The organism is Amycolatopsis sp. NPDC054798, assembly GCF_053611505.1.
Window position 1 is genome coordinate 20689 of the sequence record NZ_JBSHAM010000059.1, and the last position, 16591, is coordinate 37279.

General features: G+C 68.0%; 12 protein-coding genes and 1 pseudogene. 5 read left to right on the forward strand and 8 right to left on the reverse strand.

What is annotated here, in order from left to right; all coding sequences use genetic code 11:
* Positions 1-129 precede the first annotated feature (129 nt).
* A pseudogene (locus ACWGIC_RS30265) lies at positions 130-396 on the forward strand (NUDIX hydrolase); the annotation flags it as partial.
* Positions 397-546: 150 nt separating this feature from the next.
* Here ACWGIC_RS30265 and ACWGIC_RS30270 read toward each other — a convergent pair.
* The 3 genes from ACWGIC_RS30270 to ACWGIC_RS30280 form a co-directional block, all read right to left on the reverse strand.
* On the reverse strand, positions 547-987 hold the full coding sequence (locus ACWGIC_RS30270; RefSeq protein ID WP_452079324.1) for a GNAT family N-acetyltransferase: 441 nt from the start codon (positions 985-987) through the stop codon (positions 547-549).
* A gap of 250 nt (positions 988-1237) precedes the next feature.
* Complete coding sequence (locus ACWGIC_RS30275; RefSeq protein WP_009085017.1) at positions 1238-1798, reverse strand: TetR/AcrR family transcriptional regulator; 561 nt, start codon at positions 1796-1798, stop codon at positions 1238-1240.
* Entirely contained in the window at positions 1795-2121 is a 327-nt protein-coding gene (locus ACWGIC_RS30280; RefSeq protein ID WP_354740691.1) for a DMT family transporter, read from the reverse strand. Before ACWGIC_RS30280 ends, ACWGIC_RS30275 begins: the two co-directional genes overlap by 4 nt.
* Before the next feature lie 169 nt (positions 2122-2290).
* Between ACWGIC_RS30280 and ACWGIC_RS30285 the strand changes: the two genes are divergently transcribed.
* From ACWGIC_RS30285 to ACWGIC_RS30295, 3 genes are all read left to right on the forward strand, one after another.
* The gene (locus ACWGIC_RS30285; protein ID WP_452079325.1) at positions 2291-4582 is read left to right on the forward strand and encodes a (Fe-S)-binding protein; all 2292 of its coding nucleotides are present in this window, start codon (positions 2291-2293) and stop codon (positions 4580-4582) included.
* Between the two features lie 131 nt (positions 4583-4713).
* Entirely contained in the window at positions 4714-5646 is a 933-nt protein-coding gene (locus ACWGIC_RS30290) for a hypothetical protein (RefSeq protein ID WP_452079326.1), read from the forward strand.
* A 10-nt stretch (positions 5647-5656) separates the two neighbouring features.
* On the forward strand, positions 5657-6649 hold the full coding sequence (locus tag ACWGIC_RS30295) for a cation diffusion facilitator family transporter (RefSeq protein WP_452079327.1): 993 nt from the start codon (positions 5657-5659) through the stop codon (positions 6647-6649).
* Here the strand turns inward: ACWGIC_RS30295 and ACWGIC_RS30300 are convergent.
* The 4 genes from ACWGIC_RS30300 to ACWGIC_RS30315 all read right to left on the reverse strand — a co-directional run bounded on the left by ACWGIC_RS30300 (position 6643) and on the right by ACWGIC_RS30315 (position 14742).
* Positions 6643-7326 (reverse strand): CAP domain-containing protein, encoded by a 684-nt coding sequence (locus tag ACWGIC_RS30300; RefSeq protein WP_452079328.1) that lies wholly within the window; start codon positions 7324-7326, stop codon positions 6643-6645. The two genes, ACWGIC_RS30295 and ACWGIC_RS30300, sit on opposite strands and share 7 nt — an antisense overlap.
* Positions 7327-7429: 103 nt before the next feature.
* A complete protein-coding gene (gene rph / locus ACWGIC_RS30305; RefSeq protein ID WP_452079329.1) occupies positions 7430-10021 on the reverse strand; it encodes a rifamycin-inactivating phosphotransferase in 2592 nt (863 codons plus the stop codon).
* 197 nt (positions 10022-10218) lie between these two features.
* Positions 10219-14208, reverse strand: coding sequence for a DUF7507 domain-containing protein (locus ACWGIC_RS30310; protein ID WP_452079330.1), 3990 nt, complete (start codon positions 14206-14208; stop codon positions 10219-10221).
* A 63-nt stretch (positions 14209-14271) separates the two neighbouring features.
* Positions 14272-14742 carry a MarR family winged helix-turn-helix transcriptional regulator gene (locus ACWGIC_RS30315; RefSeq protein WP_452079331.1) on the reverse strand — a complete coding sequence of 157 codons (471 nt, stop codon included), beginning with the start codon at positions 14740-14742 and terminating at the stop codon, positions 14272-14274.
* 72 nt (positions 14743-14814) lie between these two features.
* Between ACWGIC_RS30315 and ACWGIC_RS30320 the strand changes: the two genes are divergently transcribed.
* On the forward strand, positions 14815-16011 hold the full coding sequence (locus tag ACWGIC_RS30320; RefSeq protein ID WP_452079332.1) for an FAD-dependent oxidoreductase: 1197 nt from the start codon (positions 14815-14817) through the stop codon (positions 16009-16011).
* On the opposite strand, the gene dcd is transcribed toward ACWGIC_RS30320, so the two are convergent.
* Positions 16008-16589, reverse strand: a complete 582-nt coding sequence (gene dcd / locus ACWGIC_RS30325) for a dCTP deaminase (RefSeq protein WP_037354328.1) — start codon at positions 16587-16589, stop codon at positions 16008-16010. The genes ACWGIC_RS30320 and dcd overlap by 4 nt on opposite strands.
* Between the last annotated feature and the right edge of the window lie 2 nt (positions 16590-16591).

The window sequence follows — 16591 nt, forward strand, 5'->3', positions numbered from 1 at the left end:
TTTTTTTTTTATTCCCTCCTGTGGGTGGGGGGGGGTTTTTAAACGGCGTTTTTCCTCTACGTGGGTTTTTTTTTTGGGTGGGGGGGGGGGGGGGGGGGGGGGCCCCCCCCCCCCCCCCGACCCGACGTCGTGGGAGCGGTGGTCCTGAACGCTGAGGGACGCGCGTTCGTCCAGTTCCGCGGCCCGGACCGAGAGCACTACCCGAACACCTGGGACGTCGCGGGCGGGCACGTCGAGGACGGCGAGACCCCGGAGGAGGCGCTGGCCCGAGAGGTCGCCGAGGAGACCGGGTGGCGGCTGCGCCGGATTGTCCGCGACCTCGGCATCTTCCGCTGGCCAGACAACAACGGCGTCGAAAAGACCGGTGCCTACTTCGTGGTCGAAGTGGACGGGGACCTGTCCCGCCCCGACCTGGATGGGACAAGCACTCGCACTGCACCTGGGCTGGCACCGAGGATCTGGACATGCTGCTGGAGAACTGCGCACCGGACGACACCCTGGTCAGGGACGTCGTCGCCACCGCGCTCGCCACTGTCCACAATGGACCTACCGGAGAGACTCCCGGTTAGCCCCCTCGCGTTCGAGGAACCGTCCTTTCCCGTGTTCCTCGAACCCGAACTGGCGGTACAGCCCCTGCGCGTCCGCGGTGTGCAGCATCCAGCGGAACTCCGCTCCCGGTCCGTTGTCGATCATCTCCCGCACGATCTCCTTGCCCAGCCCGGCCCCGCGCGCCTCCGGGAGCACGAAGACGTCGCCGAGATACGCCGAGGTCACTCCGTCTGAGAACGCTCGCGCGAAGCCGACCTGCTGGCCGCTCGAACGCGAATACGCGCCGACCACCCGCCACGACCCGGCGACCGCCGCCTCCACCTGTTCTCGCGTGCGCCACCGGCCCCAGTAAGCCTCGGTGGAGAGAAACGCCCACAGCACGTCGAGGTCGAGCCGGTCCCGGCGGTCGTCAACCTCGTACTCACCCACGATTCGCATGTCGCGCAAGCTAACCGACGACGGTGCCGCGTCTCCACCGAATTCGACTCGTGAGTGTTTATGCCGGTTCTAACCGGCATCGCCACTCACGAAGCGGGAACCTCCGGCGGTTCGGGTCGAGAGGCGATAGTGCGCCCCAATGCCACATTGGGTGCGTCAGACGCACCCAATGTGGCATTGGGGTGCTTGAGCCCGCACGTAGGCAGCCGAAACGCGGTGCGCTCTAACCGGACTAAACACTCACGACCCTCTAAGCGGGTTTGAGCAGGTAGTCCACCACCGGCCGCAGTTCCTCCGCGGACGGCGGCTCGTCGTCGATCAGGCCCTGGATCAACAGTCCGTCGATACCCGCGAGGAACACCCGGAAGGCGACCTCGTCGTCGTGCCGGACCATCGACGTCAGCACATCCAGCCAGCGCCGCGCGGCCGGGCGCAGTTCGGGTTTGCGGGCGGCCAGCAGGTACAGCTCGTACTCCGCCATCGTGCGGCCGCGGCGAGGTCCCAGCGCCTCCGCGAGCAGACCCGCCACCTCCTCGGCGCCGCGACTGCCGCGAGAGCGGGCGCGGTCGATCATCCAGTACACCTCGGTCGCCATGTCGCGCGCGCACGAGATGAGGGTCGCCACGAGCAGGTCGTCCAGCGAGGAGAAGTGATAGGTCGTGGACGTCGTCGGCACGCCGGCTTCGGCCGCGACCGTGCGGTGCGTGACCCCGGCGACGCCGTCGCGTTCGATCACTCGCAAGGTGGCTTCGATGATCTCGGTCCGCCGCTTCTCGCCGCGGGCCTTGCGGCCGTCGGTCTGGATTTTCACGACTGGCTCCCGACCTCGATGAGCACCACGCCGCCGATCACGAGCACCAGCCCGGAGATCACCGCGAGGTTGATCGGCTCCTTGAGGAACAGCACGCCGACCAGCGCGACCAGCGCCACGCCCGCCGCTGCCCAGATCGCGTAGGCCACCCCGATCGGCAGTCCGAGCTTCAGCACCCGCGAGAGCGCGAAGAACGCCAGCCCGTACCCGACGACCACCAGGATCGACGGCGTCACCTTGGAGAAGCCCTCGGACAGCTTGAGCGAGACCGTGGCGGTCACTTCTGCGGCGATGGCCAAAGCGAGGTACAAGTAAGCACCCATAGCTAACCAAATTACCTGAACGATCGTCCCGCTTGCTAGCGAGGCGTGCACCACATCGGTGGGACTTGGGGCCGCCACACCGGTTACCCATCAGTAAGAAGCGTTACCCTGCTCGGCACCGGCGCGCTCGCGCGGCGGCACCACCACACCGGACGAAAGGCACCCGACGATGGGCGCTGTACAGCTGACGCTCGGGGGGATCTCCGTCCTCCTGGGCATCGTCGCCTGGGGAATGTTCATCGCGACCATTGCCCGCTTCGTGCGGGTGATCAAGCTCGGCCAGCCGGACGCGACCCGCAACGGCCCGTTCATGGCACGCTTGATGACCCTGATCAAGGAGTTCGCGGCACACACCCGGATGGCGAAGTTCCGCCAGGTCGCCCCGTGGCACTGGCTCGTCATGTGGGGCTTCCTGATCGGGTCGCTCGCGCTGTTCGAGGCCTACGGCGAGGTGTTCGTCCCGACCTGGGGCTGGCCGATCCTCGAGGACTGGTCGCTGTGGAGCCTCCTGATGGAGCTGCTCGGCGTCGGCACGGTCGTCGGCGGCGTCGCGCTCGCGATCATCCGGCAGGTGAACCACCCGCGCCGGGCCGACCGGCTGTCGCGCTTCGCGGGTTCGAACTTCAAGTGGGCCTACTTCGTCGAGGCCGTGGTGATCGTCGAGGGCATCGGCATCATCGGCGTGCGCGCGGGCAAGGCCGCGATGCACGTCCACGAGACGCCGACCTGGGCCGCGTTCGTGTCGAACCCGCTCAGCGAGCTGCTGCCCTCCAGCGCGGCGATGGTGTCGGTGTTCGCCTTCATCAAGCTGATGAGCGCGACGGTCTGGCTGATCGTCGTGGCCCGCACGATGACGATGGGCATCGCCTGGCACCGGTTCAGCGCGTTCTTCAACATCTACTTCAAGCGCGAGGCCGACGGCGGGGTCGCGCTCGGCGCGGTCAAGCCGATGATGAGCAAGGGCAAGGTGCTCGACCTCGAAGAGGCCGATCCGGACGAGGACACCTTCGGCGTCGGCGCGATCGAGGACTTCAGCTGGAAGGGCTGGCTGGACTTCTCCACCTGCACCGAATGCGGTCGTTGCCAGTCGCAGTGCCCGGCGTGGAACACCGGCAAGCCGCTGTCGCCGAAGCTGCTCATCACGCAGCTTCGCGACCACGCCTACGCGAAGGCTCCGTACCTGCTCGCGGGCGGCAAGCGCGACATGGCGGGCGACGAGATCGGCTTGTCCGGCGACAACATGTACGCGGGCATCGACGTCCTCGCGATCGCGGAGTCGCAGAAGGCGCTCGTCGGCGACGACGGCGGCGTGATCGACCCGGACGTTCTGTGGTCCTGCACGTCCTGCGGTGCGTGCGTCGAGCAGTGCCCGGTCGACATCGAGCACGTCGACCACATCGTGGACATGCGCCGCTACCAGGTGATGATCGAGTCGTCGTTCCCCACGGAGCTGAACGGCATGTTCAAGAACCTGGAGAACAAGGGCAACCCGTGGGGCCAGAACGCCAAGGACCGTCTGCAGTGGACGGAGGACCTCGACTTCGAGGTCCCGGTCTTCGACGGCGACCTCGGCGACGCCGAGTACCTGTTCTGGGTCGGCTGCGCGGGTGCGTTCGAGGACCGCGCGAAGAAGACCACGCGCGCGGTGGCCGAGCTGCTGCACATCGCGGGCGTCAAGTACACCGTGCTCGGCTCGGAGGAGTCCTGCACCGGTGACCCGGCTCGCCGCGCGGGCAACGAGTTCCTGTTCCAGATGCTGGCGCAGCAGAACGTCGAGGTGCTGAACTCGGTGTTCGAGGGCCGGGAACGCAAGGCGCGCAAGGTGGTCGTCACCTGTGCACACTGCTTCAACACCCTCGCCAACGAGTACCCGGAGCTGGGCGGCCAGTTCGACGTCGTGCACCACACGCAGCTGCTGAACCGCCTGGTGCGGGAGAAGCACCTGACGCCGGTCGCGCCGGTCGCCGAGGACGTCACCTACCACGACCCCTGCTACCTGGGCCGGCACAACAAGGTCTACGACGCCCCGCGCGAGCTGGTCGGCGCGTCCGGTGCGCAGCTGCGCGAAATGCCGCGGCACGGCGACCGGTCGATGTGCTGCGGCGCGGGCGGCGCGCGGATGTGGATGGAAGAGAAGATCGGCAAGCGGATCAACGTCGAGCGCGTGGACGAGGCGCTCGGCACCGCTCCGTCGAAGATCGCGACCGGCTGCCCGTTCTGCCGCGTGATGCTCACCGACGGCGTCACCTCGCGCCAGAGCGACGGCTTGGCGAGCGAAAAGGTCGAGGTCGTGGACGTCGCGCAGCTGCTGCTCACCGCCGTGAAGCGCAAGCCGGAGCCTGCGCTGGTCGCCTCGGGCGCGCCGTCGCTGGACGAATCGGACGCGGAGCTGTCCGCCAAGCCGGACGTCCCGACCGACGAGAAACCGACCGGAACGCCGTTGCCCGAGGGCGACGACTGATCTACCGGCACTGACGACGGCCCCTGGCATCCGCGGATGCCAGGGGCCGTTCTGCTACCGGGACATTTGTCAGTGCCAGATCATGATGTTCGCCCCGGGTCCAAGGCCCGGCGCGCTGCGACGCTCGCGCCATGACGTTCCGGAAAACCGCTGTCGCCGCCTTGGCCGCGCTGTCTCCGCTCTTCGCCGAGTTCCTGCTCGGCGACCAATACCTGACAGGGCCGCCGGAAGCCGGTCGACAGCTGGCCATGTTCGCGATGTTCGTGACGCTGTACGGTGCCGGGGCGGTGCTGATCCGCGAGGTCGCGCGGCGAATGAATCGCGGCTGGCCGACCATCATCACGCTGGCGGTCGCGTACGGCGTCGCAGAAGAAGGACTGCTGACCCAGACCCTCTTCAACCCGCACTATCTCGGCCTCGATCTGCTTAAGCCCGCGTACCTTCCCTGGCTGGGCATCGGCGGCCAGTGGACTGTGTACGTGGTGACGCTGCACGTGGTGTGGAGCGTCGCGACGCCCATCGCGATCACGGAAGCCTTCTTCGGCCGCACGCCGTGGTTGCGCCGGCCTGGCCTGTGGGCGTGGAGCGGCGTGTTGGTCATCGGCTGCGCGGCAACGTTCTTCGTGAGCTACCAAATGGGGCACTTTCTCGCGACTCCGGCACAGCTGATCGGCGCGTTCCTCGTGGCCGCTGCGCTCGCGTTCGCCGCTCTTCGGCTGACGGCCGTCCCGAAGCCGGCGCGCGGCAATGGGTGGATCGGCTTCGCGGTCGGCTTAATCGCAAGCACCGCATTCCAGCTCGTCATGAAGGCGGATCTGCCTCCGTGGCCGACTGTTGCCGTCATGCTGGCGTTGGAAGCGGCAGTGGTCGCGTACGCCATCCGCGTGCGCCCTCCAGCCATTTCGCTAGCCGCGGGAGCCACGGTGACGTACGGCTGGGTCGGGCTGCTGACAGCCGTAGACGCGGGCTTCGCCGCAACAGTCGAACAGTCGGTCTTAGTCGCGGGCGCACTCGTGCTCGTCACGGCCGCTTGCAGCAGGCGGCGCACCCCGCAGTGCAGTTAGTCTTTCCCGGGTGAGCGACGAATCCGAGGGCGGCGGCGAAAGCACCCTCACCGTGGTGCTGGCCGGCGGGGTGAACCTGGCCATCGCGGTGTTGAAGCTGGTCGCGGGCATCATCACCGGGTCGGGCGCGATGCTGTCGGAGGCCGCGCATTCGGTCGCCGACACCATCACCGAGGTACTGCTGCTCACCGCGCTGAAACGGTCGGAGCGCCCGGCCGATCGCCGCCATCCGTTCGGCTACGGCAAGGAGCGGTACTTCTGGTCGCTGCTCGCCGCCGTGTCGATCTTCGCTTCCGGTGCGGTTTTCGCGCTGTACGAAGGATTTACCACCGTTTTCGGCGAGGGTGCGGAGCAGACCAAACCAATCGTCGGCTACATCGTGCTCGCGCTGGCTTTCGCGCTCGAATCGGTGTCGTGGGCGCAGGCGGTCCGTCAGGTTCGCCGCGACGCGAAGGCCGAGCAGCGGCCGTTTTTCGCCTACCTGCGGATGATCGACGACCCGGCGCCGAAGACGGTGCTGTTCGAGGACTCTGCGGCGTTGGTCGGTCTGCTGCTCGCCTTCGCCGGGATCGGGCTGCACCAGCTGACCGGGTCGGACGTATGGGACGGCATCGCGTCGATCCTCATCGGCGTGCTGCTGGCGTGCGTCGCGTACCTGCTCGGCAGCACGAACCGCGGTCTGCTGGTCGGCCGTCAGGCGGATCCGCGCCTGGTCCGCGGCATCCGGGACCACCTCGGGTCCGCACCGGAAATCGACGCGCTGGTGGATTTGCAGACCATGCTGATGGGCACCGACCACGTGCTGGTGTGCGCCCGCGTGGACTTCGACGACGCACTCGGCGCGGCCGACCTGGAGCGCGCGTGCGTGCGGATGGCGGACGAGCTGAGCGAGCGGTTCCCGGACATCGCGGAGGTGTTCATCGAGCCGGTGCCGCGGACGGATCCGAAGCTGCGGGCGACCGTGCTGGCCCGGTACGGCGTTCCGCCGCGGCCGAATCAGTAGCCGAAGTCCTGCGTCCAGTACCAGCCGCCCGTCGCGACGCCGACGCCCAGCTTCTTCAGCGAGCAGTTGAGAATGTTCTTGCGGTGTCCGCTGGAGTTCATCCACATCCGCATCACCTGGTCCGCGCTGGTCGCGCCCTTCGCGATGTTCTCCGCGCCCGGTTTGGGGTAGCCCGCGTCGGTGATGCGGTCGGCGAAGTTCTCGCCTTCCGGGGTGTCGTGGGAAAAGTAGTCGCGGCTGGACATGTCGTCGCTGTGTCCCTGCGCCGCCTTGTCCAGGTGCGGTTCCTCGGTCACCGGGTCGCAGCCCGCCTTGTCCCGTTCGCTGTTGACCAGCTCGATGACCTGGCCCACCGGCGTCGGCGCACTGTGCGGCTTCGGCGACGGTTTCGCGCTGCTGCTCGTCGGAGTCGGAGTGTCCTTTTTGGACTCTTCGGTGGGCGGCGGCGCGGGCGTGGCGGAAGTTGACGGCGTGGCGGTCGTCGAGGGGGCGCCGGAGGCCGGTGTCGCCGACGTGGAAGACGCCGGCGACACCGCGAACGGTCTCAGCGCACCCCCGGACAGCCCGCCGTCGCGCGTCTCCGGGACAGCGACGCTCAGTGTGCCGGGGTGCCCGGAGTGCAGCGCGAAGGTTCCGCCTGCTGCTCCGAGCCCCCCGAAAAGAACACTGAGAGTCACGCTTACGACCCGGACACGCGCACTAATGGAGGACACAGCCGCGGAAACTATCACGAACAGATTACGATCGTTACCTCCAAATGGCGCAGTGGCCAGAGACCCACTACTCAGCGTCGAGAAGCTCGATGTACCCGTCGGTCCCGTTGACCCGGATCCGCTGTCCGTCCTTGATCAGCCGCGTGGCGGCCTGGACGCCGACGACCGCGGGGAGGCCGTACTCCCGCGCGATCACCGCGCCGTGCGTCATCAGGCCGCCGACCTCGGTCACCAGGCCGGTGATCGCGACGAACAGCGGCGACCAGCTCGGGTCGGTGTACGCCGTGACGAGGATGTCGCCCGGTTCGAGATCGGCGTCGGCGAGATCCAGGATGACGCGGGCCCGGCCTTCGATGGTCCCGGCGGAAACCGGCAGCCCGCCCAGCGCACCGGCGGGCAGGTCCTCGCGACGGTAGTTCCCGGAAACCGCCTCGCCGTCCGACGTCAGCACGCGAGGCGGCGTCAGCGCTTCGTAGGACCGGAACTCTTCCTTGCGCTGCTGGATCAGCTCGCGGTCGACCTCGTTCGTCCGCACGACCTCCTGGAATTCCTGCAATCGCAAGAAGAACAGGTCCTCCCGCTCGTCGAGCACCCCGGCCCGCACCAGCCGTTCGGCCTCGCCCAGCAGAGCCTGCTTGTACACGAAATAGCGGCTGACCATGCCGTACTTTGGATACTCGCGGTAGCCGGTGAAGGTCCGGACGCGCTCGATCATCCGCTCGGTTTCCGCCGCCTTCGCCTCGCCGTCCGGCAGAGCGCGCAGCCTCTCCAGGACTTCCTGTGCCTTGTCCAGCGCTTCCTGCCGCCCTTGCGCGAAACGGCGCTTTCCGGCACCCGGCTCGAAGTTTTTGATGTTGGACAACAACATCGGCACCAGCGCGACCGGCTGTTCGCTCCACCGCGGCCGGGTGATGTCGATCTCGCCGACGCAGCGCATGCCGTACTTGTCGAGGTACCCCTGGATCGCGGCGTGCGCTTCTTCCCCGCCGGCCAGCTTGGGCAGCTCGTCGAGGAAGCCGTTGTCCTCGACCTGCCGCAGGAACTCGACGACCTCGGGGTGAGTCCGGAGCACGTCGGCGACGTCGAGGAGCGCCAGGCCCATCTCCGCGGTGACGTTGTGCGGGACGGACTGGGTGAGCGTGTCGGCGACGTTCTTCTCGCCGAGCCATTCCTGCAGGTGGTCGTTCAACCACCAGGACGCCTGCATCGCCGCCGTGAACACCTGGTGACTGCGGGGATCGAACAGGATCCGGCGCAGTTCCTTGATGTCCTCGAAGAGGAAGTCGAGCAGTTCGCTGCCGGACTTCGTCGCGATTTCGCCCTCCAGCGCTGCGATCGAAGCCTCGCTCTGCTCGATCAGCTCGGTGACGACAGCCGGATCGGTCTCGATGGTGGCCGGCGCGGCACCGGGGATCGGCTCGCCGGGCCCGTCGTCCTCGGCCAGCGGGAGGAAGTCCTCGCGGGAAAGGACGGTCTCCAGCGCGTCCTTGATCAGCGGATCGGATTTCCCCGCCACCTCAAGGAAACTGGTGCGGCTCTTGGCCACCGACAGCAGCGCGGTGGCGTCCGCGAACAGCCGCCCGCCCGCCTCGGCCATCGGCCGCGGGGTCGTCAGCTGCCAGACCGACAGGCCCAGCGGCTTCATCGCGTCGGTCATCATCTGCTGGTGGCCGACCGAGACGTAGACGTGGTTTCCCTCGTCGCCGATCTCCGGGATCGGGAACAGCGTGGTGATCGGGCGGCTCTGGACGATCTGGAACTCGTCGTCGGCCAGGCACCATTCGATGTCCTGCGGACGGCCGAAATGCTTTTCGATCGTGCGGCCGAGTTCCACGAGCCGGAGAACCTGCTCGTCGGTGAGCGCGGCCTGCTCCCGCTGGTCCGCGGCGATCGGCTGCTCTTCGGTGCCGCCGCCGGGCACGGCCAGGATGGCGCGCTGCTTCGCCGCGATCGCCTTGTCGATGATCTCGCTGTCGCGCACCTGGTAGCCGTCGGCGTTCACCAGGCCGGAAACCAGCGCCTCGCCCAGGCCGAAACTGGCCTCCACGGTGGCGATCTTCCGGTTGGACGTCACCGGGTCGGCGGTGAAGAGAACCCCGGCCGCCCGCGGGAAAACCATCTGCTGCACGACCACCGCCATGTGGACTTTCCGGTGGTCGAAACCGTTTCGCAGGCGGTAGGTCACCGCGCGTTCGGTGAACAGCGACGCCCAGCACCGGCTGATGTGCCGCAGCACCTCCTCCGTGCCGATGACGTTCAGGTAAGTGTCCTGCTGGCCGGCGAAGGAGGCCCCCGGAAGGTCTTCCGCGGTCGCACTCGACCGGACCGCGTAGGCGCGTCCCTCCACCAGCGCTTCGGTGATCTCGGCGGCCAGATCGCCGGGAATGACGATCGCCTCGAGCGCCTGCCGGACCTCCGCGCTGCCCTCGCTGATCGCGTCCCGGTCGTCCGGGTTCAGGTTCGACAGCCGCTCCAGCGGCCCCGCCAGTTCCGGTGCGTTGTCGATGATTCGCTCGAACGCCTCCGTCGTCACGCAAAAGCCGGGCGGCACGCGGACCCCGTCGATCCGCGCGAGATCGCCCAGATGCGCGCCCTTGCCTCCGACGATCGCGACCTGCTCCCGGTCGATCTCCTGGAGACCGAGCACGTAGCTGCCCATTCGTTCGTTTCCCCGTCTGTTGTGGTTCCCTGTTCGCCCGCGAGCGGCAGCCTGCCCGGCACCCCGCGTTTCCGCTGGTGCCGGCTTCGGCTGGAGATTGTGCGGCACCACCCGGGTCTTGCGGCAAGCCCCCCGATGCGTTATAAGTTAAATACGGCAGGGAGAGGTGTTCTCCGCTGCCTTTTCTTTTGCCTTCCTCAAGGGCCGACCTTCGTCGTCGTGGTGGCCTCCTTGGTGACCGGGCGGCCGGTCTGATCGATCGCCGTCGCGATGGTCGTCGTGGTCACGTCCGCGCGAGCCGACAGCGTGCAGGCGCGGGTGACCTGCTCGCCCGGAGCCAGCGCTGCGACGGTGAACGAGCACGCCGGGTCTGCGTCGCGAACGGTCACCTCGTGCAACGGCGCGTCGCCAGTGTTGCGGAGGGTGCTCACGTACGTCACCGGGTCACCTGGCCGGATCGGCTGCTGCAGGTGGTCGCGGCGCAGGTCCAGCGCCGGATGAAGCACGACGAAGTCCGCTTTTCCGGTCGCGGTGACCGGCGGGCCCCACGGGGCGGCCGCGGTGACGGTTACCGGGGCGGCGTTCGCCGGAGCCGTGCATTGGTAGCGCTGGGTTCCGCCGACCAGGAGTTCGGCGAAGGTGTGCCCGCAGGCGGGGCCGTCCGCCACCCGCACGTCGTGCAACGGCTGATCGCCGGTGTTGGTCAGCACGACCTCGAACGGCACCGAATCGTCGGCTCGGTACGCGCGGCTGGCGGCGTGCTTGGCGACACTCAGCGCGGGCTTTTTGACCCGGAACGACGCCTGAGCGGAACTGCTCACCGTCCGCTGCGTCGGGTCGGCGCCGGTCACCTTCGCGATGTTCGTAAACCCTTCCGAACCCGCGGTGATCGTGCACTGGTACTCGATTTGGGCGTCCGGAGCCAGGCTCGGGACCTGGTGCGCACAGGCCGGGGTTCGATCGTCCACAACGGACACCGCGGTCAGCGGGACGTCGCCGACGTTGCGCACGAGCAGCGAGAAGGTGACCTTGTCGCCCTGGCGCACCTCGTAGGGCTGGGCGTCCTTCATGATCGCGATTTCCGGGTGGATGACGTCGATCTTCGCCGAACCGGACGCGGTGACCGGGCGGTTGGTCGGGTCGGTTCCGCTCAGAGTGGCGAGGACGGTGAAGTCGTCCGGTTTGGCCTTCACCGTGCACTGATAACTCTGTGCCGCACCGGGTTCGAGACGGTCGAACTTCTTTGGGCAGCCGGGATCGTCGCTGGTCACCGCGATGAGCGGAACGTCGCCGGTGTTGGTGACGGCGACCGTCACGGTGAGGTTGTCGCCAGCCCGCGCGACGGTCGGGCTCGCGGAGGTCATCACGGTGAGCGCGGGATGGATCACGTCGATGTGCGCGTCGGCGGACGCGGTGAGCGGCGGGCCCACCGGCGGAATGCCGGTCGCGTGTGCGGTGCTGACCGCGTCGTCGGCCGGGGCGGGGATGGTGCAGTCGTAGGTTTTGTTCGCTTTCGGGGCGAGGGTGTCGAGGGTTTTCGCGCACGGGCCTTGGTCGGCGACCTTGACCGCGGTCAGCGGGGCGTCGCCGGTGTTGGTGACCGTGAGCGTGAAGGTGACTGGGTCGCCTGTGCGGAAGGGCCCGCCGTGGACGGTCTTCGTCAGCGCCAGTCCCGGGTGCACCACGCTGAACGCAGCGTCCGCAGTGGCGCTTACTGTGCCGCCGATCGGGTCGGTGGCGGTCACCTTCGTGGTGTTCGAGTAGCCGTCGTGTCCGGCTTTGGCGGTGCAGGTGTAGTGCTGTTCTTCGCCAGCGGCCAGAGCAGGGAAGTCGCGCGCGCAGGCGGGCGTCTTTTCGTCCACAATGGACGCCTTGGTCAGCGGGACGTCTCCGCTGTTGCGCACGGTGACAGTGAAGGTGACTTGGTCCCCCTCGCGCACCTGCGTCGGCGCGACAGCCTGAGTGATCTGGACCGCGGGGTGGATGACGTCGACGTGCGCGCTAGCGTTCGCGGTGACCGGGCGGCCGGACGGATCGGTGCCGGTGACGGTCGCGTCGCTGGCGAGGTCGTCGGTCGCGGTCCGGGTGCAGGTGTAGGTCTGCTTTGCCTGCGGGGCAAGGGTTCCCAGCCGTTTTTCGCATTCCGGGACGGCCGGATCGGCGACCTGGGTGTCGTGGAGTTCGGCGTCACCGGCGTTGGTCACGGTCAAGGTGAACGTCGAGGGTTCGCCCGGGCGCACGACGGTCGGCACCACGCTCTGCGCGAGCGTGACGAGCGGATGGATCACGTCGATCGCTGCCTCGGTCGCTGCCGTCACCGGTGCTCCGACCGGCGGTTTCGCAGTGACCTGCACTGCTTCGGTCACGTCGGTGCCTGGCGCGGTCGTGGCGCAGTCGAACGTCCAGCTGGCTCCGGGATCGAGTGCGTCGTGCTGCTGTGCACAACCTTCCGCACGGGCCATCGATGTGACGGCCAGCCCGGTGAGCGGCACGTCGCCGGTGTTCGCCACGACCACGTGGACCGCAACGGCGTCGTTTTCCCGGAACGGTCCACCTTGGACAGTCGCGGTCAAGGTCACCGCTGGGTGCTGCACGGTGAACGACGCGCTCGCCTTCGCGGTGGCCTGACGGCCGGTCGGGTCAGTGCCGGTTACCGTCAAGTCGTTCGTGAAGCCTTGCGCTCCAGCCACTGTGGTGCAGGTGAAGGTCTGTTTACCTTGTGCGCCAAGGGTTCCGATAGTTCGCGCGCATTCCGCGACGCGGTCGTCTGCCACCGCGACGTCATGGAACTCGATGTCACCGGTGTTGCTTACCGTGACAGTGAACGTGACACGGTCCCCCTCGCGCACCTGCGATGGCGCGGCGGCCACGGTGGCGTTCAGCGACGGGTGAACCACGTCGACGCGAGCGTCCGCGGTTACGCGTTGTGTCGTTCCGAGCTGATCTTTGCCAGTCGCGACAACGGTATTGGTCACGTCGTCGGCCGGGGCTAACTGTTCGCACTTGTACGTCTCGACCGCATTGGGAGCCATCGTGCCAAACTTGCGGACACAACCGGGCACACTGTCGTCCGCCACTGCGACGTCATCGAGGGGGACGTCCCCAGCATTGCGCACCGTGACCGTGAAGGTGACGCGGTCCCCTTCACGCACCTGCACGGGGGAGACGGCCGCGGTGACCGCCAAGGCCGGATGAATCACCGTCACGGTGGCCGAGGACTTGGCCGTGACCGGTCGCCCGGTGGCGTCGGTGCCCGTGGCGGTGACGGTGTTTGTGGTGGTGAGCGCGGGTTTCGCGGTGCAGGAGTAGGTCTGCTGAGTGCCGGGGGTGAGTACGCCGAAAGACCGCGAGCACTCCGGCGTTGTCTCGTCGGTGACGTCGACCGGATTGAGGGGACTGTCGCCGGTGTTGCGCACGGTGACGTTCCAGGTGACCTGGTCCCCGCCGTGCACCACGGGTGGGACGGCCGCCTTCGAGACGGACAGCGCGGGCGTGATGAGCGGGACTTTCGCCTCCGCAGTCGCGGTGACGACCTTGCTGAGCGGGTCGATCCCCTTCACCGTCGCGCTGGCTCCGTCCGGCAGCGGCACCGTTGCCGAACAGGTGCCCACCACCGATTGCCCCGGCGCGAGGGAGCCGATGGCGCGAGCGCACGAGGGGACCGCTGGGTCGCTGATGGTCACGTCGTGCAGCGGAACGTCGCCGGTGTTGGTGGTCTTGAGCGTGAAGGTCGCCTGATCGCCAGCACGATAAGCCGGTTTGTCGACCTGCTGACTCAACGCCACGGCCGGGCGGAGGACGTCGACGTTGCTGCCCGCCGAAGCCGACAGCTGTTCCCCGCCGGAGCCAACGCCAGTCGCCTTGACCGTGGCGACGAACCCCTTCTCCGGCGCGGCGAACGTGCAGCTGTATCGCATCGTGGCCCCCGGAGCCAGTGACCCGATCTTCTTGCCGCACTGCGGGTTCCGCTCGTCCGAGACGTCCACATCGGACACCGGGGCGGCAGCCGGGTTCGTCACGCTCACGGTGAACTTCACCTGGTCGCCAGCGTGCACCCGATGCGGCTCGGCCACCGCGGCGACCTGCAAGTTCTGCGCCGGCCGGGCGGGAGCCGCATGCGCGGCGGGGGCCAGCAGAGTGGCCGTCAGGCCGAGGACTAAGAGCAGACGTTTCCCGGCCGAAACCATGCCCGCAAGTTTTCCACCATCCGGTGACGCCGCGGCGATTTCCTACCCGGCAGTGGGATTACCTCACTCCGCTGAGCGATGAGTGAGACGCACGGTTGACTCGTGAGTGATCGCCGCCGCCTGATCGAGGAAACCGATCACCGTTTGGAGTTGCTCGTCGGAGTAGCCGGCCGCGACCGCTTTGGTCGCCGCGACGATGTGGTCCCACAGCGGCGCGATCCGTTCGACGTTCGCCGGGTCGACGCGGACGAGGACCTTCCGCCGGTCGTCCGGATGCGGCATCCGGTTGACGATGCCCTTGCGCTCGAGCCGGTCGACCAGCGCGGTGACGGACGCGGGCGCGAGCCCGGCGTACCCGGCCAGCTCCTTCGGCGTGAGCGGACCGAGCCGCGCGAGGTAGTCGGCGACCTTGCTCTCGACCGCCGAGAGCCCGTTCCGCTCGGCGATCACGGTGTGGAACATGACCGTCTCGGTCGACAGCTTCCGAGCCCGAAGCAGCAGCTCAGAGACCAGTTCCTCGCGTTCGCTTGACATGTCCCGGAAGTCTAGCGGACTATTTAGTTCGACAGAACGAATTACTTTCTAAGATATTCGAGGGGGCGAACCATGTCACGGATCTTGATCGCGGGCGGGGGCATCGCGGGGGCGATCACCGCGATCGCGCTGCACGAGGTGGGCCACGAACCAGTGCTGTACGAGGCGTACGGCCGCAGCGCGGAGGGAGTCGGCGCTTTCCTGACGCTCGCGGTGAACGGCCTCGACGCGCTGACGCCGCTAGGGCTGAAACCGCTGGTCAAAGACCTGGGCTTTGATACCCCGAGGATGACCCTCGGGCTCGGCAACGGCCGCCGGCTCAGCGAGTTCCCGCTCAGCGGGGCGCTGCCGGACGGCACGGTGAGCCAGACCGTTCTGCGTTCCGACCTCTATGTGGCGCTGCGTGGCGAAGCGGCCAGACGCGGCGTGCACACGGAGTTCGGCAAGCGCCTGACCGACGCCACGCAGACGGCGGACGGCGTCACCGCGACCTTCGCCGACGGCACGGAAGCCCACGGCGACCTGCTGATCGGCGCTGACGGCCTGCGGTCGACAGTCCGCCGGATCCTTGATCCCGCCGCGCCCTTGCCGCGGTATGTGCCACTGCTGAACACCGGCGGTTTCGCCCGCGGCCTCGACCTCGACGACGAGCCGGGCGTCATGCACATGGTGTTCGGCCGCAAGGCGTTCTTCGCGCACGTGCTCGCCCCGGACGGCGCGGTCTGGTGGTTCGCGAACGTGCCGCACGCCAGCGAGCCGACGGAATCCGACCTCGCCGCGATGCGCGGCCCCGGCTGGCGGAAGCGCCTGCTCGATCTGGTCCGCCCGGACCGCACTCCGGCCGCCGCGATCATCGAGGCCAGCGAAAACATCTACGAACCGTGGGCGACGTACGACTTCCCGACGGTCCCGGTGTGGCACCGCGGCCGGATCGGCTTGATCGGTGACGCCGCGCACGCGACGTCACCGGCGGCCGGTCAGGGCGCGGCGATGGCGATCGAGGACGCGGTGACGCTCGCGAGGTGCGTGCGCGACGTGTCCGACCCGGCAGCCGCGTTGACGACCTTCGAGACGTTGCGCCGGGAGCGCGTGGAAGCCGTTGTGGCCCAAGGAAAACGCAACGGCGACGCGAAGGCCCCCGGCCCGCTCGGCCGAGTGCTCCGGGACTTCTTCATCACGCGCGCGACGCGCAAACCGGCCACCGAAGACCCGAACCGGTTCATGTGGGACCACCGGATCGACTGGGCGGCCCCGGTGAAGGCGGCTTAGCGCCAGGTGTCGACGCGGTGGAAGTTCTTGTACGCCCGGCTCGGCGTCGGCCCGCGTTGCCCCTGGTAGCGGGAGCCGGCCTCGCTGGAGCCGTACGGGAATTCCGCCGAGCTGGACAGCCGGAAAATGCACAGCTGGCCGATTTTCATCCCGGGCCACAGCGTGATCGGCAGGTTCGCGACGTTCGACAGCTCGAGCGTGATGTGCCCGGAGAAACCGGGGTCGATGAAGCCCGCGGTGGAGTGGGTGAGCAGCCCGAGACGGCCGAGCGAGGACTTGCCCTCGAGCCGCCCGGCGAGGTCGTCGGCGAGCCGGACCTGTTCGAACGTGGACCCGAGCACGAACTCGCCGGGGTGCAGCACGAACGGCTCGTCGCCCTCCTTTTCGACCAGCGAGGTCAGCTCGTCCTGCTGCAGCTGCGGGTCGATGTGGGTGTATTTGCTGTTGTCGAAGACCCGGAAGTAGCGGTCGAGCCGGACGTCGATGCTGGACGGCTGGACCATGGCAGGGTCGAAGGGGTCGATGCCGAGCCGGTCGGCGTCGAGCTCTTTGCGGAGGTCACGGTCACTGAGCAGCACGG

Coding starts and splice junctions, on each gene's coding strand:
- ACWGIC_RS30270 (WP_452079324.1), bottom strand. CDS start 987: ATGCGAATCGTGGGTGAGTACGAGGTTGACGACCGCCGGGACCGGCTC.
- ACWGIC_RS30280 (WP_354740691.1), bottom strand. CDS start 2,121: ATGGGTGCTTACTTGTACCTCGCTTTGGCCATCGCCGCAGAAGTGACC.
- ACWGIC_RS30285 (WP_452079325.1), top strand. CDS start 2,291: ATGGGCGCTGTACAGCTGACGCTCGGGGGGATCTCCGTCCTCCTGGGC.
- ACWGIC_RS30290 (WP_452079326.1), top strand. CDS start 4,714: ATGACGTTCCGGAAAACCGCTGTCGCCGCCTTGGCCGCGCTGTCTCCG.
- rph (WP_452079329.1), bottom strand. CDS start 10,021: ATGGGCAGCTACGTGCTCGGTCTCCAGGAGATCGACCGGGAGCAGGTC.
- ACWGIC_RS30310 (WP_452079330.1), bottom strand. CDS start 14,208: ATGGTTTCGGCCGGGAAACGTCTGCTCTTAGTCCTCGGCCTGACGGCC.
- ACWGIC_RS30315 (WP_452079331.1), bottom strand. CDS start 14,742: ATGTCAAGCGAACGCGAGGAACTGGTCTCTGAGCTGCTGCTTCGGGCT.
- ACWGIC_RS30320 (WP_452079332.1), top strand. CDS start 14,815: ATGTCACGGATCTTGATCGCGGGCGGGGGCATCGCGGGGGCGATCACC.